Annotated in this window: 16 protein-coding genes and 1 pseudogene; 3 read left to right on the forward strand and 14 right to left on the reverse strand. The window is 64.6% G+C overall.

The genetic code is table 11. The annotated features are described in order from the left end of the window. The 12 genes from HP547_RS12945 to mdcA all read right to left on the reverse strand — a co-directional run. On the reverse strand, positions 1–1903 hold a 1903-nt coding region (locus tag HP547_RS12945), incomplete at its 3' end, for a cytochrome D1 domain-containing protein (protein ID WP_172286488.1). A 17-nt stretch (positions 1904–1920) separates the two neighbouring features. After that, positions 1921–7791, reverse strand: a complete 5871-nt coding sequence (gene mnxG / locus HP547_RS12950; RefSeq protein WP_172286489.1) for a manganese-oxidizing multicopper oxidase MnxG — start codon at positions 7789–7791, stop codon at positions 1921–1923. Positions 7792–8333: 542 nt separating this feature from the next. Then, the gene (locus HP547_RS12955) at positions 8334–9227 is read right to left on the reverse strand and encodes an RHS repeat-associated core domain-containing protein (RefSeq protein WP_218583482.1); all 894 of its coding nucleotides are present in this window, start codon (positions 9225–9227) and stop codon (positions 8334–8336) included. 200 nt (positions 9228–9427) lie between these two features. Next, on the reverse strand, positions 9428–10192 hold the full coding sequence (gene madM / locus HP547_RS12960; RefSeq protein ID WP_172229781.1) for a malonate transporter subunit MadM: 765 nt from the start codon (positions 10190–10192) through the stop codon (positions 9428–9430). A 2-nt stretch (positions 10193–10194) separates the two neighbouring features. Continuing rightward, positions 10195–10617 carry a malonate transporter subunit MadL gene (gene madL / locus HP547_RS12965; RefSeq protein ID WP_172229778.1) on the reverse strand — a complete coding sequence of 141 codons (423 nt, stop codon included), beginning with the start codon at positions 10615–10617 and terminating at the stop codon, positions 10195–10197. Positions 10618–10835: 218 nt separating this feature from the next. Beyond that, positions 10836–11756 (reverse strand): malonate decarboxylase subunit epsilon, encoded by a 921-nt coding sequence (gene mdcH / locus HP547_RS12970; RefSeq protein ID WP_172286490.1) that lies wholly within the window; start codon positions 11754–11756, stop codon positions 10836–10838. Continuing rightward, positions 11753–12367, reverse strand: a complete 615-nt coding sequence (locus HP547_RS12975) for a malonate decarboxylase holo-ACP synthase (protein ID WP_172286491.1) — start codon at positions 12365–12367, stop codon at positions 11753–11755. The genes mdcH and HP547_RS12975 overlap by 4 nt, the downstream gene beginning before the upstream one ends. Position 12368: 1 nt before the next feature. Then, complete coding sequence (mdcE, locus tag HP547_RS12980; RefSeq protein ID WP_172229769.1) at positions 12369–13160, reverse strand: biotin-independent malonate decarboxylase subunit gamma; 792 nt, start codon at positions 13158–13160, stop codon at positions 12369–12371. Further along, entirely contained in the window at positions 13157–14005 is an 849-nt protein-coding gene (locus HP547_RS12985; protein WP_172229766.1) for a biotin-independent malonate decarboxylase subunit beta, read from the reverse strand. Before HP547_RS12985 ends, mdcE begins: the two co-directional genes overlap by 4 nt. Further along, a complete protein-coding gene (locus HP547_RS12990; protein ID WP_172229763.1) occupies positions 13998–14297 on the reverse strand; it encodes a malonate decarboxylase subunit delta in 300 nt (99 codons plus the stop codon). Before HP547_RS12990 ends, HP547_RS12985 begins: the two co-directional genes overlap by 8 nt. 1 nt (position 14298) lies before the next feature. Further along, entirely contained in the window at positions 14299–15198 is a 900-nt protein-coding gene (locus HP547_RS12995) for a triphosphoribosyl-dephospho-CoA synthase (protein WP_172286497.1), read from the reverse strand. Between the two features lie 56 nt (positions 15199–15254). Beyond that, positions 15255–16916, reverse strand: coding sequence for a malonate decarboxylase subunit alpha (gene mdcA / locus HP547_RS13000; protein ID WP_172286492.1), 1662 nt, complete (start codon positions 16914–16916; stop codon positions 15255–15257). 299 nt (positions 16917–17215) lie between these two features. Here mdcA and HP547_RS13005 point away from each other — a divergent pair, with 299 nt between their 5' ends. Both HP547_RS13005 and HP547_RS13010 read left to right on the forward strand, forming a co-directional pair. Continuing rightward, on the forward strand, positions 17216–18283 hold the full coding sequence (locus tag HP547_RS13005; RefSeq protein ID WP_172286493.1) for an enoyl-CoA hydratase/isomerase family protein: 1068 nt from the start codon (positions 17216–17218) through the stop codon (positions 18281–18283). Between the two features lie 16 nt (positions 18284–18299). Further along, positions 18300–19451 carry an acyl-CoA dehydrogenase family protein gene (locus tag HP547_RS13010; protein WP_172286494.1) on the forward strand — a complete coding sequence of 384 codons (1152 nt, stop codon included), beginning with the start codon at positions 18300–18302 and terminating at the stop codon, positions 19449–19451. A gap of 163 nt (positions 19452–19614) precedes the next feature. Here the strand turns inward: HP547_RS13010 and HP547_RS13015 are convergent, their stop codons facing one another. After that, a complete protein-coding gene (locus HP547_RS13015; RefSeq protein WP_172286495.1) occupies positions 19615–20547 on the reverse strand; it encodes a LysR family transcriptional regulator in 933 nt (310 codons plus the stop codon). A 124-nt stretch (positions 20548–20671) separates the two neighbouring features. Here HP547_RS13015 and HP547_RS13020 point away from each other — a divergent pair, with 124 nt between their 5' ends. Further along, positions 20672–20932, forward strand: coding sequence for a DUF2790 domain-containing protein (locus tag HP547_RS13020; protein ID WP_172231204.1), 261 nt, complete (start codon positions 20672–20674; stop codon positions 20930–20932). Position 20933: 1 nt separating this feature from the next. Here the strand turns inward: HP547_RS13020 and HP547_RS29675 are convergent. Continuing rightward, positions 20934–21016: pseudogene (locus tag HP547_RS29675) on the reverse strand (tRNA (adenine-N(1))-methyltransferase); the annotation flags it as partial.

A 21016-nucleotide genomic window follows, 5' to 3' on the forward strand; every position in this document is an offset into this window, starting at 1 on the left:
TGTCTTCGGCAAACTTGCGCCCCAGCGACGGCGACTGCACGTGCAGGTACCAGGCGCCGGCTTCGGGCAGGGTCAGCGCCGCCTGGTAGATGCCCTCGCCCACTTCCTGCAGCTGCAGGTTGCGTGGCATCGAGGTGGGCGCCAGGAAGTAGCGCAGGCTCAGGTCGTTCAGCCCCAGGCGTGGCTGGCCGTCGTCGCCGACGATGCGCACCCTGGCGGTAAAGTTGCTGTGCTGCGGCAACGGCCGGTCAAGGCCGATGAACTCGGCATGCGCGCCCTTGCGCTTGCCGGCGTTGGGCGCAGCCGCCACATAAGTGCTGAAGCAGTGGATGATCTGCGGCTGGTTGAGCAGGAAGGCCACGTCGAACTTGCCGGCCGCCGGCATCTTCACCGTCGAGCCATACACACCCGGCGCCACCTCGCGCAGGCTGCGGTCGACGACGATGGCGGCGCGGGCCTGGTGGCCGCGGTTGTTGTAGCCGGACATCGGGGCGTTCATGCCCTCGGCGTAAAAGTAGGTGGTGTTGTCTACCGGGTTCACCACGAACACCGAATTGTCGTCACGCGATACCGACAGCCCTTGCGCCAGCGGCAGGTCGCCAGCCTGGCGCGGCGCTGCCGGGCCGGCCTCGAAGCCCTGCACGATGGGCGAGCGCCCTTCACCCAGGCTGGATATGTTGATCATGCTCACCTTCGGCGAGGCCAGGCCGCGCACGTAGGCATAGCCCTTGGTGAAGGTCAGCTGGTACGGTTCGGCCGCTACCGGGATATGGTGGATCAGCTTGTCGGTACTGGCATCGATCACCAGGGCCTGGTTCTCCAGGGTATTGAGCACGATGCCGTAGCGGCCATCGCTGCTGAAGCGCATCGGGCCCAGGCCCTGCTCGGCCTTGACCGTGTGGCGCAGCTGGTGGCTGCGGGCGTCGAACACCCGCACGCTGCCTTCCTCCCCGTCGACCACGTACACGGCCTGGGACAAGGCCGAGTAGCTGACCGACAGCGGGTGCGGGCCGACCTTGATGGTCTTCGCCAGGCGCATTTCCGGGATGTCGATGATGCTCAGGGTGCCACTGTCGCGGTTGCTGACATAGGCGTAGCGCGAGTCGCTGCTGAAGGCGATTTCGTGGTGCCCGGTGCCGGTGTTGAAGCTTTTCAGGGTGGTACGCCCCGGCACATCGATTACCGTTACCCCGCCCTTGGCCGGGTCGCTGCTGTTGTTGCCCACCCACAGCCGGTGCTGGTCCGGCTGCAAGGCCACGCGCAATGGCTGGTCACCGGCGTCCAGGTCGGCGACCCGGGTGAAGGTTTCGGTGTCGATCACCGACACTTTGCCGCGCTCGGGGATGGACACGAACACCTGCTTGTCATCGCTGGTGGCCACCCAGTCCATGGGTGACCCGGGCAGTTCGATGCGTGCCATGGTGCTGGTCACGCCCCCCACCGATACCGTCGGGTCGATCACCGTCAGGCTGGCATCCTTGTTCAGCATCAACAGGAAGTAGCTGTTCAGGTCGAGCAGCGGCCGGGCGCCGATGCTGCTTTTCAGAAACAGCGCCACACGGGCTTTGCAGCTCTGGTCGCGTTCGCCCAGCGGGGCTGATTGCGCCGGGTCGATCCACGCCCCGGGGGCCATCCCCGACAGCGGTTGGCCGCTGGTCTGGTCGCTGACCTTGAAGCGGATGCTGGCGAAGCTGCCCTCCTGCAGCTCGCCGCCAGCCAGTGGCCGGGCCTCGAACTCCACGGTCACGCCGTCCCGGCTGAGCCGGTGCAGGGCTTGCGGGTCGGCAGGTTCCTGCAACAGCTCACGTGGGTCGCACCAGAGCTTTTCATACGCCACGCCCAGGCCGATCAACGCTACCCCCAATACTACCCCCAAGTAAGCGGGGCGAGTCTTCTTGTTCATGCTCGCGCTCCCTTCCGTCACTGCGCCTGGGCCGTTGCCGGCGGCGCTTCATTGGTCACCCGCAAGATCCCCCACAGCCCCGAGAGGTTGCCGTAGGCGGCGTAGTCGCGGAACAGGTAATCGCCTGGCACCGCGTTGGCCCCGCCAGCGCTCGGCAGCATGAAGCTGAAGTGCGCCGCCGGGAGTACGCTTTCCTGCGCGCCGATGTACATGGCCATCGGGTTGTAGCCGAAGCGCACCGAGCCGATGCCGGGCAGGTTGGTCGGGTAGCCGTCGGTATCGTTCTTCTCCGCCTGGTAGTTGTGCAGTGGCCACAGGTGCCCGTCCAGCTGGTAGGTGATACCGCGGCTGCCACCGCTGGGCATCAGCACATGGCTGCGTACCGGCTGGCCAGGCTTGGCGTACAGCACCGGGGTTTGCGGGTCGCCGCCAACCAGGGCATTGCTGTAGGCCATGTGGGCGTTGGGTACGTCTGCCAGGCCGAAGCCATCGGCATGGCCGAACGGGGCATCTGGCGCCAGGCCGAAGCGCAGCCACAGCGGCTCGGTCTTGTAGTTCATGGCCATGTTGCCGTTGTCCTTCGGATCCCCCGGCACGCCGTTGCCTTCGGTGGCGATGCCCTCGACCGGCCGGCCATCGGCCCAGCGCATGTTCATCGAGCGCTGCCACACCGTGACCAGGTCGCGATAGTCGGGCTGGCCAGTGACCTTGACCGTGGCCTGCGCGCGGCTGGCGGCGTCTTCGGTCCAGGTCGCGGTCTGCGGCAAGATGCTCATGCCCCCTACCAGGCCCTTTTGTGGCTGCTTGATGAAGTCCGACGGGGTCAGGTTCAGGCCGCCGAACTCGATCGCCGTGGTGTTGATGATGTCCACCGTGCGGCCCAGTTGCAGGGTTGGTTTGCCTTCACGCTCCAGGTGACCGGCGTAATACTGGTACACCCGGCTTGGGTAGGCGCCACTGTTGCCCGCCCGTGGTGGCACGGTCTGCACCGGGTTGGCGCCGACGTTGGCACCGTCCGACTTGGTGATGTCGTAGGCCAGCAACTGCGCATGCAGGCCGACGTGGCTGGACGGCCGCATCAGGTTGTTGTTGAAGGCTGTGGAGCCTTCGCTGTCGAAGCGGTCACGCTTGACCACGTTCTGCATCACCGCGGTGCTGGGCAGGTCTGGCATCACCTGTGGCAGGCGGTTTTCCAGGGTAATGCTGATGCAGTCACCGGCGTTGGCGCGCAGCACCAGCGGCTCTACCGGTACCCCCGCCTTGAGCTTGCCGCTGACCGGGTCCAGGTCGGCCTTGCGCACATACAGCACGGCGGTCGGGTCGTGCAGCGGCGCGCTGTGGCCGCCTACGGTGAAGGTGGTGCCGTCTTCCTCGTCGACCACCGTCACCTGCGGGATGCTGGTCTTGCGGCTGTTGAACACCAGGGTGCCGCCATTGGCCTTGAGCGGGCCGCCGACGTGCTGGCCGACACCGGCCGGGTCGTTGATGCTGACAGCGTTGCGGTTCTCGAGGATGTCGTTGGCCAGCGCGGCGACGATCTCGTAGCTGCGCTTGACCGTGGTCCGCGAGCCGATGCCGTTGGGGTTGGCCGTGGTTTTCGGGCAGATGCCGTCAAAGTTCACGGTGTTGCGCATGGCCACCGGTTGCGGGTTGTTCGGCAGCGGGAACAGATCCGGGCGCTGCGCTGTGTAGTTGCGCATCACCCCCCAGATACCGTTCCAGTAGCCTTCCAGGGCGGCGTCCATCGCGTACAGGTAATCGCCGTTGGTGGCCGCAGAACTGGAGATCATCGACACCGGCGCCATGAAGCCCATCTGCTCGGAAATCCCGATCATCTGCGAGGCTTTCCAGCCCGAGTTCGAGCTGTTGCCGAAGCCCGAGCCGTTCTGCAGCCACTTCACACCGTGCAGGGTGACGTTGTGCTCCTCTTCATGGCCACCGGCGTGCAGCCGCAGGCGCACGTTATCGCCGGAGTAGGTACGCAGCATGGGCGTGAACGGGTCGCCCGGCTCGCTGCCGGCCTTGTTGATGTGCGGTGGGAACAGCGTGGTCCCGCCGGTAGGGCCGACCGCCGAGGTGATCGCCGAGGGGGCCAGGTTCATGGCCGGGATCGCCCGGTCGGTACGGCTCTGCAAGGCGTAGCTGAGGTCGCCGGCCAGGCCGTCTGCCTGCATGCCGCGCTTGCCGTCGGGGCCGACCTTGTTCGGGTCGAACACCCGCAGGGCCAGCGGCTCGTTGCGGTAGTTGACGACGAACATGCCTGGGTCATCCACCGAGATGGCCTGCGGGCACGGCCGGCTTGGGCAGCCTGGGCTCAGACCGCCGCGCGACTCGACCACCGATTCCAGCAGGTTGGACGCCTTCTGCCGCACGGGCGGGTTGATGGCGTAGCGGAAGCTGTCGGCGGTAGGCGGGTACGCCTGGCCGTTGGGCACGCCATCGGGGCCGGCACCCACGTACACGCCAGCCTCGTAGGCATGCTGGAAGTCGCTGTATTCGAGGAAGAACTCGCGGTAGCTGTCGTTCTTGCCATCGCCATCATGGTCGCCGGTCTGTACCACCGCCTGCCACGAGGTCGGCCCGCCATCCTGGCGCGTGGCCGGGTTGTAGAGCTTCTCGCCGGTTTCGGCGTGGAACCAGGTGGAACCGGCCGGCTCGGCCAGCACGGTGGCGTACAAGCCAAGCTGCTGGTGGGTCGATGGGCCGAGGTGGTCGTGGGTGAAGATGGTGCCCAGGCCCCGGTCGACGTTGTGCACGTTGATCAGGGGGTCGGCGAACCAGCGCTGCATGGCCGTGCGCGCACCCAGCCAGTCGGCCCGGCCGAAGCGGCCGAAGTACGGGTGCTGTTTGGCTTTCGGGCAGGCGGCGGTGCCATCGCGGCTGTCGCCTTCGGTGCAGCTGTTGTAGGCACGGATGGCTTGCACCCGCTCGACCACGCTGCCGGGCGAGAGGATGCCGTCTTCGTAGTTCCAGCCGTTGGCCGAACCGTCGGCAGCCGTCAGGTCCCACTTGGGCAGGTGGATATGCTGGCCGATCACGTCGGTTGGCGTACGCACCTGATAGTCGTCCATTTCATAGACCGACGGGATCAGGTTGGTGTGGGTGTACATGGTGCAGTCGAAGGTGTTCATGCGCATCACCAGCGGCTCTGGTGGGCGCTGTTTGGTGATGATCGGCCAGGCGTCTTCCCACAGCGCCAGGATGCGCGCCTGCGGGAAGTGGTAGCCGACCTTGTTGTACACCGCGTCGAACTGGATGTTGGCGCCTTTGTAGATGCGTGGGCGGTCGGCGGTGAAGGTGGACGCGCCACGGAAGCTCATGCCCGTCAGGCTTTCACCACTGGCGAATTCGCCGGTGCCCGAGGACTGGGTCAGGCGCTTGCCACGGTCGTCCATGCACGGCTCATAGAAAGGCGCACCGGCCGTTGGCAGCGCACCGTTGGTACGGAACGCCTTGGCCACCGGCTGGCTGCCGGGTATCAATGCATAGCTGGCGTGCTCGGTCTTGGCGTGGAACTGCATGGCAGCCTGCTCTACGTCAGTACCTTCTTCAGGCATGTAGATCGGCTTGGCTTTGTACACCACCTTGGAGAAGTCCAGCTTGGTGGTAGTGGTCTGGGCTTCGCCGCCTGCCGATACGCCGTCCAGCGCATGCCGGCCCAGCCCGCCGTCCCAGCCATCGACCTGGTTCGGGTCGAGGTTGGCCCACAGCGCCTTGCCGGTGTTTTTCAACTGTTCTGCCAGCGCCGGGTCGAGCATGTCCAGCGGCGGGGTTGGCGGACGGTTGCCGACGCTGCTTTCCATGCCACCGATCCAGAACGGATAGCCAGGGTTTTTCAGGCTGCCATCGGCATTGCGGTTGGCGTCGCTGCGGTCGACCAGGGCCAGCGAGCCGATGGCTTTGCGCACGGGCGCTTCGCTGGCGTGGTCGTCATCACCTTCGTGTTCGCCTTCGTCATCATCGTCGTCGCCATGGGCTGCGACCAGTTCCTCGGAGAGCTTGGGCACCACCACCACCTTGCCAGGCATCGGCGCCATGGCCTTGCCGGGCAGCGGCACAATAGCGGGGATTGGCGTACCGGCGACGATTTCGCCGTCCGGCAGCGCCCTTGCCCCCACCGCTGGCTTGCCACTGCGCAGTGCAAACGGCGCGGTGTGGAAGCCGTTCTGGCCCTGCCCGCTTACCTCCAGGCGAGTGCCTTCCTCGAACACATCGTGTACCCGCCACATCGCCCACATGCCCTGGGCGAAATGCGGGTAGAAATGGCAGTGGTAGATGGCATCACCCGCCACGCGGTTGCGGTTACCCGAGCCGCCGTTGGCGATTTCATAGGTGTAGCCGATGCCCGGCCCGATGCCTTGGGCATCGATGTAGTCGGAGTTGTCATCGTTGGGGTTGAACAGCCACTGGTGCCCATGCAAATGGAAGATGTGCTGCTCGTGGCCGTTGTGGGTATTGCGGAACTTGGTGAAGTCACCAATGTAGCTGTGATGGACGTTGGCGGGCTCGGCCGGGTACAGCGCCATGCCAGCCTTGACCCCGACGGCGCTGGCCGGTGGTATTTCGCCAGGGCGAATATTTTCCAGGCCGACGTTGGCCGGTACGTCGACCAGCGTGCCGATGTCGCCCACGGTATGCGCACTGAGGAAGAACTCTTCGTAGGCGCACGACAGACAATCATGCATCGGCCCTACACCGAGGCGGTTGGCCACCACCTCGGCGCCCATGCCGCCAGAGCCGTAGTTGATCATGAACGAGTCGCGCGTAGGCTCCAGCACATGGCCCATCACCGGGTCAGCCCAGTAGCCTGGGAATGCCTGTGTGGCAGCCACTTCATCCGCGAACTGAGAGGCAAAATCACGGAAGGCTTCCAAGCGGTTGGGCAGTGCCGGGTTGCGCTTGTTGATGCTTTCCAGCGGGTAGGTAGAGCGCGGGAAGCTGCCATCGGGGTTGGGGCCCATGACGATGGCATCGGTCTCGCTGTTGAGGATTTCATTGCCATCGACCATGGCAATGATCGGCTTGCCGGCCTTGCCTTCGCTGACCCAGGGTTCGGCCTGCGGGTAACGCGCCTGGTAGTCGATCACAGGTTGGCCGGTGGCCGTGCGCCCGGTGGTGGCCAGGCGCATTTCTTCCTCGGTCAGCGTGTTGCGGTAGGTGCGGCCGCCTTTTGGCACCACCACCACCTGGCCGAACAGGCCATTGGCAACGTTACCGGCACCACCCTGCCCACCAAAGGTAGCGCCCTGGCTGGTTGCAGCGAAGGCGCCTTCACGTTCGGCGTAGAGGGTATAGCTGCGGGTGTTGCCCGGGGATACCAGGAAGTTGCCGTTGCGGCCGGTGTTGGCAGCGATGTCAGCGATGCTGTTGACGGCTTGCATGCCGTTGACCTGGAAGCCGACATGGCGGTCGGTCACTTGTTCGTCAGCCACGAAGTGCTCACCGCCTTCGTTGTCGACTTCGTTTTCCGGCCCTTCCTCCTCTTCCCCCTCGCCCTCGGTTTCTTCGGGGTCGATACCATGCTTGTTGGGGTTGGCCTGATAGGCCAGCAGGTTGGTCAGATTGACGGTGAGGCAGTCACCGGCCGCCACCCGCAGCACGATCGGCCGTGGCCGCTTGTCCGGGCGCAGGGTCACCTTCCCCGGCACCGCCGCGCCACCCTTGCCCAAGGGGACGTTCTTGTCGTCCACCACATCTTCGCGCAGGGCGAACATCATGCCATTGGCGTTTTGCGCACCAAGGCGGTTGAACATCAGCGGCTGGTCCAGCGCCACCACATTGGCGACCAGGGTGCGCTGGCACTGCACAGCCGCCTCGCTGGTCGTTTCCCAGCCAAGCAAGGCCAGTACAAGTGATGACAGGACGGGGCCTTTTAGCGGCGTCGACATGCTGCACCTCCGGGACACAGGAACTCTGCGAGGAGCTGGAGCAAGGTGTGTGCCAGGTGCTAATTGCCAGGGTTTTCAGAGGGTTGCGCAGGCAATCGAAACGGATTGGGGAGGATGCCCCAGCGGTTTTCCCCGAATTGGGGGTGGCTTGTGGGGTGTTTGGCAGAGGATGTTTTCACCTGCCGATGGAATGAACAGCAGGATCACTGATGAGCCCAAGTGCGGTGCATCATGGGCAGATGACCAAGGCTCACAGAGCTGCTGCACGACTGACGGACCGGGAATATCACCTGGCATTGATGTAGCGCCGACCGGCCTCATCGCCGGCAAGCCAGCTCCCACAGGCTCTGTATAAAGCCTCAGAGCAGTGCGATCCTGCACAAGTCTTCAGGTCAGTGCTAACCCTGTGGGAGCTGGCTTGCCGGCGGTGGGCCGCAGAGCGGCCCCGGTGATGTGGCTGTGATGCAAAGGCCTTAACCTACTAGTCCGCGCACACAGAAGCCAAAAACGCGCCCAAAGCGCATTGTTTCACTGACGTCGTTTCATCGCCGCCGTAGCAAATCGTTCTCGTGACGTATAAGAAATGCAGTCTGAAAATTATCGAGATCAAGATTTTCGTGAAAAACCTTTATCGAATTCTTCAATTCAAGCACTGCAGCATCCTGATATTTATGAGGCACGGAATCAATCATCTGCAGGATTTGCAAGTCCCCCTCCAGTAGCTCGGAGTGCCGCACTTCCACCTGCCACTCTGCAGCATTTATCGCATTTCCTTGCTCACCAAATTTCTGCCTGTCTATATTCGTCAAGCTTGTATCCTGTATCGCATCGCGCTTGGCAAGCTTTAGGCCTAAGAAGTCCGTTGCCAGCCCTGCAATGACCCCAGTTTGATCATTGGCTTTCTGCATGATCTGACTTTTGGCCTTTGTGTACTTCGGAGCGATGAATGCAAACTTCCGCCCAAACCATTTTATGAGCTTGGCCGTCCTGCCTGATGGATCATTACGATTCACCGGATCCCCAAGGCAGTACGCATATGCGTTCAACCCGCCCCGATGAAAGGGGCTTAGTGCATCAGCAGAGCAAAAGCGCATCAGCTGAGGACTATAAGCTCGCACGCCGTTGCCTAACAAATACAAACCCATGGGTTCAATGTACGCTGCGTTGAATTTCAGCGATGGCTGGTCCTTCCCTCCCGAGTGACTGAATCCATAAGGACTATAGCTGATACTGCGTGGTGAACGCGCAACGCCACTTGACAAGACCGAACCTGCATGGTCTGAAGCTACCATGAGACTAACAAGCCCATTTCGCTCGCCACGATATTCGGACAGCGGTGTCTTGCCGGACCACCCTAACCTTCTCCATGTACCTTGTGGGTCAACAATCGCGGATATTAGCCCGCCTTGATAAAAAGCGTTCATACGGACTGTCATGTCAGCGAACCTCTTAGAAAGCGCACGAGCCACACCTGCTGATCGGCCAAGTCTTTCACAGCCGGAGCAATGCTTGAACTGGCATAAATAACAGGCTGTGATTCCTGCGCTTTGTTATCGCAATCCTGCTCACCTCAAGGTTATGACCTATTTCAGACCCTGCGCGACTCATCACAGCTCGCACACGGCCTGCGCTCGCCTCAACCCACCAACCCCCGCACACAGAAGTACAGTATCGACGGCCCCATCAGGCAACCCAACCCGGTATGGAAGGTAGCCGTCAACGCCCCATACGGCACCAGCCGCCGATCCGTCGCCGCCAACCCGGCCGTCACCCCCGATACGGTCCCCGCCAGCCCGCCGAACACCATCGCCGACCGCGGGTTGTCCAGCGCCAGTAACCGCGCAGACACAGGGGTAAACACCATCACCAGAATCGCCTTGATCAGCCCGGTGGCAATCGACAAGGCCATCACGTCCGAGCTCGCACCCAGCGCAGCCCCGGTCACGGGCCCGACGATGTAAGTCACCGCACCCGCGCCAATGGTGGTCATGCTCACCGCATCGCGATAGCCGAAGGCATAGGCCACCGCCGCGCCGACAATGAATGGCAGCACGGTGCCCAGCAGCAGCGCCAGCGCACCGATCATCCCGGCCTTGCGCGCCTCGGTGGCCTGTACTTCGAAGGCCGTGGCGACGATGGCAAAGTCACGCAGCATGGCCCCGCCCATCAAACCGATACCGGAGAACAGCGCCATGTCGGCCAGGCCTTTCTGGCCACCGGTCAGAGTACCGCCGACCCAGGCCAGCACCAGGCCGATGACAATGGCGATGGCCGAGCCGTGCACACGGCCGAAGGTCAGGTATTTCGACATCAGAACCGAAAGCCACATGATGGCGCCCACCACCGCAAAAGCAGTGATCAGGCCGTTGTGTTCCAGGGCATTGTCAATAAGTGGCCACATGTTCAACGACCTCCTGCAGGGGCAGCCTGCACATTGGCTTCGGGGGTGGGTTCAAGGGCAGGCAAGGGCTCGCCGCGATGGCTGCGGCTGATCAGCGCGATGGTCGCACCGCACACCAGCACCGCCCCAATGGCGGCCAGCAGCGCCACCGGCCCGCCATGCAAGGCGGTGACCACGTTCTGCTGGGCAGCCATGGCCACCACCACCGGGATGTACATGGCGCCCCAGAAGCCCACGCCGAATTCGCATTCCTTGCTCATGCCGCCGTTGCGGTGCATGTACAGCCGTGCGCAAATCAGCAGGATCATGGCGATGCCGACCCCGCCGACGTTGGATTTGACGCCCAGCAGCACGCCCAGGAAGTCGCCGACGATGACGCCGGCAAGTGTGCAGACCGCCAGCAGTGCCACACCATAGATGATCATTATTGTTACCCTCAGGTAGTGTCGAAGTTGCTTGTTGTTGTTCTTCGCCTTCAGTAAACCTGCAGGCACCGCGTTGGCTTCTTCGCGGGTAAATCGGATCGCCGCACCGCCGCTCCCACAGTAATTTCACAGCATTCAAGGCATGTGCACTGCATGTGGGAGCAGGGTTTACCCGCGAACACGGGCGCAGCCCGTGCCATCCATCGCGATACCAGCCATCATCGCCGGTCGGCCACCTCCTGGCGCAGCAGCGCATCCAGGGTGTCCCAACGGGTACCGTCCACCGCCACCACCCTGCCCTGTTCGAACACCGACCGTGCCAACCCGCTGAGCACGCTGCCAGGCGGCATTTCCAGGTGCAGACGCACGCCGCGTTCATAGGCGTTGCGCACCATGGCACGCCAGTCGACCAGCCGCGCCATGTTGCCGGCCAGGTCATCGCGCAGGCGCTGCGGGTCGAAAACCGGCCGCGCGCTGCTGCCACTGAGGTAAGTGATACGGGGCCGTTGCAGTTCGACCGTGGCGAACGCATTGGCCAACTCCGCTGCCGGGCCGTCCAGCAGCGGGCAATGCGACGGCACGCTCACCGCCAGCCGGCGAGCCACGCCCCGGCCCAGGCTGCGCGCCAGGGCCGCGACCGCCGCCATCGCCGTATCGCTACCGGCAATGACAATCTGGTTTTCACTGTTGAGGTTGGCCACATACACCTCGCCACCCACCTCGCCCAGCAGATGCTCGACACTGGCCAGGTCCAGGCCGCTGAGTGCGGTCATGCCGTAACCTTGCGGGTAGGCGCGCTGCATCAGCTCCCCGCGCAGGGCAACCAGCCGGACCGCATCGGCGAAACCCAGTGCGCCGGCGACAACCGCTGCCGGGTAGGCACCAATCGACAACCCCGCCACGTAATCCGGCGCAGGGCTGCGTTGCATCAGCCAGCGCGCCCAGGCCACGCCGCTCAGCAGCAGGCACAGCTGCACGGCACGGGTAGATTGCAGCGCGGGCTGACTGTCCAGCGCCAGCGCGGGCTGAGCGAGGGTGTCGCTGGCCTCCTCCAGCAGTTGCCCGGCGCCCTCAGGCAGGTGCTGCAGCATGCCCGCTTGCTGGGCGCCCTGGCCGGGGAACGCGAACAGGCTGCTCATGCGGCATGCTCCAGTGCTGCCCATGGGTCGCTGACCAGCAGCGGACCACTTGCCGACTTGAGCAGCACGCGCCGGGAAAACCCGGCCCACTCACGCAAGGCGATGGCCCCGGCCGGGGTCTCCAGTTGCACGTCGATACGACAAGGCGCGCAGTCGAGAATATCCAGCAAGTCCCGCGCCTGCTCGCGGGCCAGAGGCTGTGGCGTGCGCAACACCAGGTCCAGGTCACTGTCGGCGTGCAGCACCTCACTGCCCGTGGCGATCTGATACCCGGCCCCACCGGTCGGCCCCCAGGCCAGCCCAGTGGTTTCCAGTACCGGTGCGACCGAAGCCAGAGCACGCAACGCAGGCCACGGGCTTGCCACCTGCCAGCGGAGCGTTTCCGGGCCTAGCTGGCGCTGGATGTCGGCCAGCCGCATCAGGGCGCCCAAGCGCTGCACCCTACCCTGGCCACGCAACCCCACCGCCACCCAGCCGATCCCACAGCTGGCACGACGCACCACTACCGGCTGAGCGCTGGCCAGCACATCCTGGGCCCACTGCGGTGCATCATCGGGCAGCGCCGACACAGGCATACCCCAAAGCAGGTCGTGCGGCCGTGGTGTGTTCATTTCACGCCCCCTGCCACTGGCGGCGCAGCTGTTCGCGCACTTGCCGCGAGGCGCTACGGTTTTCACCGGCCAGCCGCGACGACAGGTCGGTCGAGCTGCCGATGTCGCGCACCGCTTCGGCCAGGCAGGCGCGCACCTGAGTGATATCGGCGCTGCTCGGCGCCTCAGCGTTCTCCACCGTCAGGCGGCGCCACAGCAAGCCCAGCGACGCGTAGCTGGCCAGGTCGTACGCCATGGGCGGTACCTCGGCCGCCAGGGCCTCCAGTTGCTCGACGCTGCGCAAGGTAATGCGCGCCGCTGCCGCCTTGCCCATGGCATGTACCATCACCCCGGCATCGTCCAGGGCAATCAGGCGCTGGGCCTGGTAGCCGTGGGCCAGGAAGGCACCGGACATGGCCTTGCCGACCAGCAGGCCGATCACCGGATGCCCGGCCAACCGCGCCCGAGCGTATGCCTGCACTGCACCGGCCAGCGCCTGATGGATGCCCAGCGCCTCTTCGCGACGACCATAGGCCTGGCTGGGCACATCGATGACCGCAACGATGGCACGCTTCTGGCCGTTTCGGTCCGCCTCTACCGCCTCGCTCACGGCTTTGGCCAGGCCCCAGCCTTCCAGCACGCCGACCTCGCCCGAGCGCGCGCGGGGGAACGGGTTTGCTGCATCGGGCACCACGGCGATGAAGCGCGCCGGGCGGTTGTCGAGCTCACCCTCGATAACCCGCAACGACGCGGGATAGCCCGGCAAGGCTTGCCCGCCGGCAAGGCCCGGCAGCCAGTTCAGTGCACGGTTCATCGGGCTTCTCCTTGGTAAAGTTGACGTACGGTCGCGGCATCCAGTTGCGGGCAGTTATCGCCCAGCCCGGCCAGGCGTTCGAGGAACCAGGCGTACTGGCTGGCGCGGTCGCTGGAAGGTGCGTCAAGTAACTGCAACAACTGTTCGCGCACCGCCTGGATATCATCCGCCACGTACCCATCCACCAACCCGCTGGCATGGCGCTGCTCGCCACCGCTCAGGCTCCAGATGAAGGGGCGGTCCTTGGCGTCGTACTCGCCGATGCCCGCCTCCTGCTCGATCACCTGCGGGCCGTTGAGGCCCAGGCGCGCTTCGCGGGTAACCAGCAGATGGCTGCACAGGCCCGCAGCAATGGACATGCCGCCGAAGCAGCCGACCGAACCTGCGATCAGGCCGATCACCGGCTGCCAGTTACGCAGTTCGACGATGGCTGCCTGGATCTCGGCAATCGCCGCCAGGCCCAGGTTGGCTTCCTGCAGACGCACCCCGCCGGTCTCCAGCAGCAGCACCGCACAGGTAGGGACGCCGTTGCGGTTGTCTTCGATGGCCAGTTCCAGCGCACCGGCAATCTTGGCACCGCCCACCTCGCCCATGCTGCCACCCTGAAAGCCGCCTTCAATGGCGGCGACCACCGCGTTGCGCCCGTTCAGCAGGCCCTTGGCAATGATCACGCCATCGTCGGCCTGCGGCACGATGCCCTGGCGCGGCAACCACGGCGACATCAGCCGGTCGAAAGGGCCCAGCAGTTCGCGGAAGCTGCCCGCGTCGAGCAGTGCGCGGGCCCGTTGCCGGGCACCTAGCTCGACAAAGCTGCGGCTGTGCAGCAAACGTTCGGTATCAGTCATGGGCAATCTCCTCGAAGCCTTGCTCCAGGCGCAGGCGCACCACGCCGGGGGTGGCGCCAAAATCGTGGATATCGATATTCACCGCCGGCCAGGCGCGGTCCTCGAACAAGCGCTGGAACAGTTGCTGCCAGCGCGCAGCGCTGCCGTTTACCGAAGTCATCACCTGGATCTGCAGGCTGCCGGCGGTGCCGGGTTCGATCAGCACTTCGAGGTCCCCGGAGCTGACGCAGCCCACCAGCGTGCGGCCACGCCCAGGTTGCGCAGCGGGGAATTGAAAGTTCAGGGTTTCCATGTCACAGGCTCCCGGCTTTGTCGAGGAACAGGCAGGCGGCGAGCAGATCGGCAGCGCCGCCCGGTGAGGCGTTCAGGTGCAGCAGTTGCTGGTCGAGTTCGCGCAGCTGCCGGCGCCCGGCCAGCGTGGCGCTGCCGCCTGCGCCCAGAACTGCCAGCGCGCCTTGCTGGACGGCTGCCAGCCCGGCCGGGCCGCTGCGCCAGAGCACGCAGGTGTCGCTGAGCACCGCCATGATTGCCAGCAGCGCGTCAAGACGGGCGTGAGGCTCGCTGGCGCCGGCGGCGCGGCTGCGCTGCAGTTGCGGCAGCCCGTGGCGGATGACGGCGGGGAAGCCTTGCTGTGCCTGTTCGCGAGCGCCGCTGGTGCCGTAGCGCTGGCGCACCTGCAGGCCGTGGCTTTGCTGTGGCGGCATGGCCGGGTCGTCGAGCAGGGCGATGCGCCCGGCGCGGGCGGCCAGGGTGCTGGCGTCGGCATCGGGGTCGAGGGCCTTGGCGGCTACCAGCAGGCCCAGGGCCCAGATCGCGCCGCGATGGGTGTTGACGCCGTGGGTGGCGGCCAGCATCGCGGCTTCGCCATCGCGGCCGAGCTTGCCCAGAGAGGCACGTAGCGGTTGGCTGATCGTGCCGATGGTTTGGGCGGCTTCAGCCATGTTGCGCAGGCAGGGCCACAGGGCCAGGGCCGAGGCGTGCATCAGGGCCAGGGTCATATCGGTATGGGCGCCGTTGCTGCGGCGGTCTACCAGGCCGGGTTTGGGTGACAGGTCGGCTTCGTCGATCAGGGCCTCAACCGCCAGGTCGGCCAAGTGGTCGGCCAAGGGAATTTCGATTGCCTGGGCCGGCCTCTTCGCGGGTAAACCCGCTCCCACAGGGACGGTGCCGGATTGAAGTGAAGAGATGAACATGTGGGAGCCGGTGTGCCCGCGAAGAGGCCCATGCGGTTGCAAGTCGAGTGCTTTCATTACCAGCTCCTGAACCGCGCAGGCGGGTTGTAGAGGCCGCCAGACCAATCGACCAAGTCGGCGATGCTGCGCGCGGCCAGCAGCTCGCGGCTGGCGTCGGTGCGGCGGATGCCGAGGTCTTCGGGCAAGGCAATCAGGCCCTGCTGGCGCATGCGCTGGGTATCCTTCGGGTCATGCCGCAGGCCTATCGCAGTAACCCCGGCGACGGCGGCGATCATCTGCTGGCGCTCTTCCAGGCTGCGGGCCTTGTACAGGTAGGCGATGCCCTCCTCGGTCAACAGGTGGGTGACGTCGTCGCCGTAGATCATCACCGGTGCCAGCGGCATGCCGGCCTTCTTGGCTACTTCCACGGCATCGAGGGTTTCCACAAAGGTGGGCTTGCCGCCTTCCTGGTAGGTCTCGACCATCTGCACCACCAGCTTGCGGCCGCGTTCGAGCAGAGTGTCCGGCACGGTCATGTCGAGCCAGGCCGGGGTGGCATGGCGCCGGCCACGGGGGTCGTGGCCCATGTTCGGCGCGCCGCCGAAACCGGCCAGGCGGCCGCGGGTCACGGTCGAGGAATGGCCATCGCCGTCCACCTGCAGGGTGGCGCCAATGAACAGGTCGACGGCGTATTGCCCGGCCAGCTGGCACATCATGCGGTTGGAGCGCAGCGAACCATCGCGGCCAGTGAAGAACACGTCGGGGCGCTGGGCGATGTAGTCCTCCATGCCCAGCTCGGTACCGAAGCAGTGCACGCTCTGCACCCAACCGGTCTCGATGGCCGGGATCAGTGTGGGGTGCGGGTTGAGTGTCCAGTTGCGGCAGATCTTGCCCTTCAGGCCCAGCGACTCGCCATAGGTGGGCAGGATCAGCTCGATGGCTGCGGTGTTGAAGCCAATGCCGTGGTTGAGCGACTGCACCTGGTGCCTTTCGTAGATACCGCGTATGGCCATCATCGCCATCAGCACATGCACCGGCTTGATATGGCGCGGGTCGCGGGTGAACAGCGGTTCTATATAGAAGGGCTGGTCGGCGACCACCACGAAATCGACCCAGGAGGCCGGGATATCAACCCGTGGCAGGTCGTCTACACGGTCCACCAACTGGTTGACCTGGGCGATGACGATGCCGTCGCTGAAGGCGGCTGGCTCCACCAGTGCCGGGGTGTCCTCTGTGCTGGGGCCGGTGTACAGGTTGCCGTCGCGATCAGCCATGAAGCCTGCCACCAGGGTCACGTTGGGGATCAGGTCGACCAGCAGCCGCGAGTACAGCTCTATGTAGGTGTGAATGGCGCCGACTTCGAGCAGGCCATCCTCCAGCAGCTGGCCGATGCGCAGGCTTTGCGGGCCGGCGAAGGAGAAATCGAGCTTGCGCGCAATGCCGCGTTCGAACAGGTCCAGGTGCTCGGCACGGCTGACGCTGGGCATGATCATGTGCAGGTCGTGCAGGCGCGCAGGGTCGGCCTTGGCCAGCGAGCGCGAAAGGAAGTCGGCCTGCTTCTGGTTGTTGCCTTCGAGCACCACCCGGTCGCCGGGGGCGAGCAACAGCTCCAGGGCTTCGACGATACGCTCGGTGGGCAGCACCACGCCGTCGGCGAGGTGGCGGACCCGGTCGAGGCGGCGCTGCTTTTCGGCACGCCGTCGCGACCATTGCGGCGGTGGATTCTGTGTTGTTGTCATGGTGACTCCACGGGTTCGCTGTCGTGGGGTCAACTTAGGCCTGGGGGGTTGGGGGATCAATCAAGCTCGGTGGCAGATCGTTACGGTCAGGTTAATGAACAAAGGGATGCATGGGTGCGGCTGGCCCTATCGCCCTGAAACCTTGTTAGAGTGGCAACATCCCCAGCCATGGCAGAAATGCAGGTTCGCCCTGCAGATTTGTCGATTGTGCAAGGCAAATTCGCATGCAAGGATCCGCAGATCCTCCAGCGAACTCCAGACTTCACTTGGAAAATCAATAACAAAGCAGGGAGAACGCAATGACTGCGCACGCTATTACTCCGACCGACCACGTGCTGGCCGAAGTCCGCAATCAGGTCGGCCACCTGACCCTGAACCGCCCCGCCGGCCTCAATGCCCTGACCCTGGACATGGTACGCAGCCTGCGCCAACAGCTGGACCGCTGGGCGGAAGACCCGCAAGTACACGCTGTGGTACTGCGTGGCGAGGGCCCCAAAGGGTTCTGTGCAGGTGGCGATATCCGCTCGCTGTACGACAGCTTCAAAGCCGACGACACGCTGCACCAAGACTTTTTCGTCGAGGAATACGCCCTCGACCTGCTCATCCACCACTACCGCAAACCGGTGCTGGTGCTGATGGACGGCTTTACTTTGGGTGGCGGCATGGGCCTGGCCCAGGGCTGCGACCTGCGCGTGGTCACCGAGCGCAGCCGCCTGGGCATGCCCGAAGTTGGGATCGGCTACTTCCCCGACGTCGGCGGCAGCTATTTCCTGTCGCGCATTCCCGGTGAACTGGGCATCTACCTGGGCGTGAGCGGCAACCAGATCCAGGCGGCCGACGCACTGTACTGCGGCCTGGCCGACTGGTACCTGGCCAGCGACCAGCTGGCGGCCCTCGACCAAGGGCTGGACCAGTTGCAGTTCAGCGACCAGCCGCTCAAGGACCTGCAGAACCTGCTGGCCACGCTCGGCACCCAGGTGCTCGGCGATGCGCCGCTGGAAAAGCTGCGCACGGTCATCGACCACTTCTTCGCCCTGCCCGACATGCCCGCCATCGTCGAGCAACTGCGCGCAGTCAGCGTCGACGACAGCCACCAATGGGCCCTGGCCACCGCCGACCAGCTGGAAATCCGCTCGCCCCTGGCCATGGCGGTTACCCTGGAGATGTTGCGCCGTGGCCGCCACCTGAACCTGGAAGACTGCTTTGCCATGGAGCTGCACCTGGACCGCCAGTGGTTCCGGCACGGCGATATCATCGAAGGCGTACGTGCGTTGATCATCGACAAGGACAAACAACCGCGCTGGAACCCGCCGACCCTGGCCGCGCTGCAACGCCAGCGGGTCGACCAATTCTTCGAAGGCCTGTGAGCCCGGGAGTACACAGATGCAAGACCTGGAACTGAGCGAAGAACAGATCATGATCCGCGACATGGCCCGGGACTTTGCCCGTGGCGAGATCGCCCCGTATGCCCAGGCCTGGGAAAAGGCCGGCTGGATCGATGATGGCGTGGTGCGCAAGATGGGCGAACTGGGCCTGCTGGGCATGGTGGTACCGGAAGACTTCGGCGGCAGCTACACCGACTATGTCGCCTACGCGCTGGCCGTGGAAGAAATCGCCGCCGGCTGCGGCGCCACCGGGGCGATGATGAGCATCCACAACTCGGTGGGCTGCGGCCCGCTGCTGGCCTACGGTACAGCCGAACAGCAACAGCAGTGGCTGCCACGCCTGGCTACGGGCGAGGTGATCGGCTGCTTCTGCCTGACCGAGCCACAGGCCGGGTCCGAGGCGCACAACCTGCGTACCCGCGCCGAGCTGGTGGATGGCCAGTGGGTGATAAACGGCGCCAAGCAGTTCGTCAGCAACGCCCGCCGCGCAGGGCTGGCCATCGTGTTTGCCGTGACCGACCCGGAGCTGGGCAAAAAGGGCCTGTCGGCGTTCCTGGTGCCTACCGACAACCCGGGTTTCAAGGTTGACCGCAGCGAGCACAAGATGGGCATCCGCGCCTCCGACACCTGCGCGGTCACCTTCGACAACTGCCGCATCCCGGCTGCCAATATCCTCGGTGAGCGTGGCAAAGGCCTGGCCATCGCCCTGTCCAACCTTGAAGGCGGCCGCATCGGCATTGCTGCCCAGGCACTGGGTATTGCCCGCGCTGCATTCGAGGCGGCGCTGGTGTACTCGCGTGATCGTGTGCAGTTCGGCAAGCCGATCAACGAACACCAGAGCATCGCCAACCTGCTGGCCGATATGCAGGTGCAGGTGAATGCCGCGCGCTTGCTGATCCTGCATGCCGCACGCCTGCGCAGCGCCGGCAAGCCGTGCCTGTCGGAAGCCTCACAGGCCAAGCTGTTTGCCTCGGAAATGGCCGAACGGGTGTGCTCGATGGCGATCCAGGTGCATGGCGGCTATGGCTACCTGGAGGACTACCCGGTAGAGCGCTATTACCGCGATGCGCGGATTACGCAGATCTATGAAGGGTCGAGCGAGATCCAGCGGATGCTGATTGCGCGAGAGCTGAAGCACTACCCGCTCTGAAAGACTTGCGCCGTCCCTGTAGGAGCGGCCTTGTGTCGCGAAAGGGCTGCGAAGCAGCCCCGGAAATTTGTGCATCTGCGCCGAAATCCTGGGGCTGCTGCGCAGCCCTTTCGCGACACAAGGCCGCTCCTACACAGGCCGGCGCAACCCTGGGGGTTGGTGCTCAACGCCAATAGCGAGAATCATCCACCACCTTCGCATGCCCCTCGAACAACGCCGGCAGCTGTTCCTTCAGATAGTCGATCCAGGTCCGTACCTTGGCATCCAGGTAATGCCGTGACGGGTACATCGCGTACAGCGCACTCTCACGCAGGCGGTACGGCGCCAGCAGCCGGCACAGGCGCCCCTCCCCGATCGACTGGCTGGCGGTATAGAACGGCAGCAAGCCAATGCCCATGCCCAGTTCGCTGGCCACCAGCATGGCGTCGGCGACGTTGGTGGAAAAACTGTCGTTCGGCGCAATCACACACTGGTCAACCCCTTGCGGGAACACCCAGTCGCCCTCGTACATCGGGTAGGCCATGCGCAGGCAGCGATGGCTGTGCAAGTCTTCGGGGCGCTCCGGTACGCCATGGGCCTCCAGGTACGCGGGGGCCGCGCAAGGGATGCTGAAGATGTTGCCCAGCGGCACGGCGATCAGCTGCGAGTCCGGCAGCGCCCCGTCAACCGTGATCACCACGTCATGCCCCTCGGCCAACGGGTCGGGGTTGCGTTGGGACAGGGTCAATTCGATCACCACCTCCGGGCACAGCGCATTGTAACCGGCCACCAGCGGCATCAGCAGCAGGCCCAGCCCGTGCGGGCAATGCAGCCGCAGGCGCCCACGTGGCGTGAGGTGCGCGCCACGGGCTTCACCCACCGCTTCCTCGGTCAGCAGCATGATCTGCCGCGCCCGCTCAAGAAAGCGCTCGCCTGCCTCGCTCATGCGCAGGCGCCGGGTGGTGCGGTGCAGCAGGCGGGTCTGCAGCTGGTTTTCCAGTTCGGCGACGATGCGCGAAACCTGCGCGGCGGAAATGTCCAGGGCATTGGCGGCCGCAGCGAAGCTGCCACATTCAACCACACGGGCGAAGGTACGCATGGCATGCAGCATGTCCATGAAAGGGGTGCTCCTTGTTGGTCTTATTCTTACGTTAAAGGCAGGAATCTATCACGGCTTGGCCCATTTATTGTGTGAGACCTTTGAATACATCATTAGTCATACATTGAAAAAGGAGCTTGCCATGAAACGTTCGATCGCTGTGCTTGCAGTCGCCGCTGCCCTGGCCTCGTTCGGTGCCTTCGCCGACACGGGCAAAAACCAGCCGGTCAGCAGCAGTTACGAATACGGCATGCCGCTGGATGTGGCGAAGGTCATCTCCATCACCCCTGCCAGCAACGCCGCCGATTGCCAGGTTGGCACCGCTCACATGGTGTATGTCGACCATCAGGGCCAGAAGCGCGAAATCGACTACCGCGAGATGGGCAACTGCTCGCAGCAGTGAGTCAGCCCAGCACCTGGGTGATCCAGCCCACCTGCTGGTTGAAGTCGTCTATTTTCACCTGAGGTACCGCGTCGCGGGCACGCG

The sequence above is a fragment of the Pseudomonas sp. CM27 genome (assembly GCF_013179515.1).
In the GTDB taxonomy this organism is placed as follows: Bacteria; Pseudomonadota; Gammaproteobacteria; order Pseudomonadales; family Pseudomonadaceae; genus Aquipseudomonas.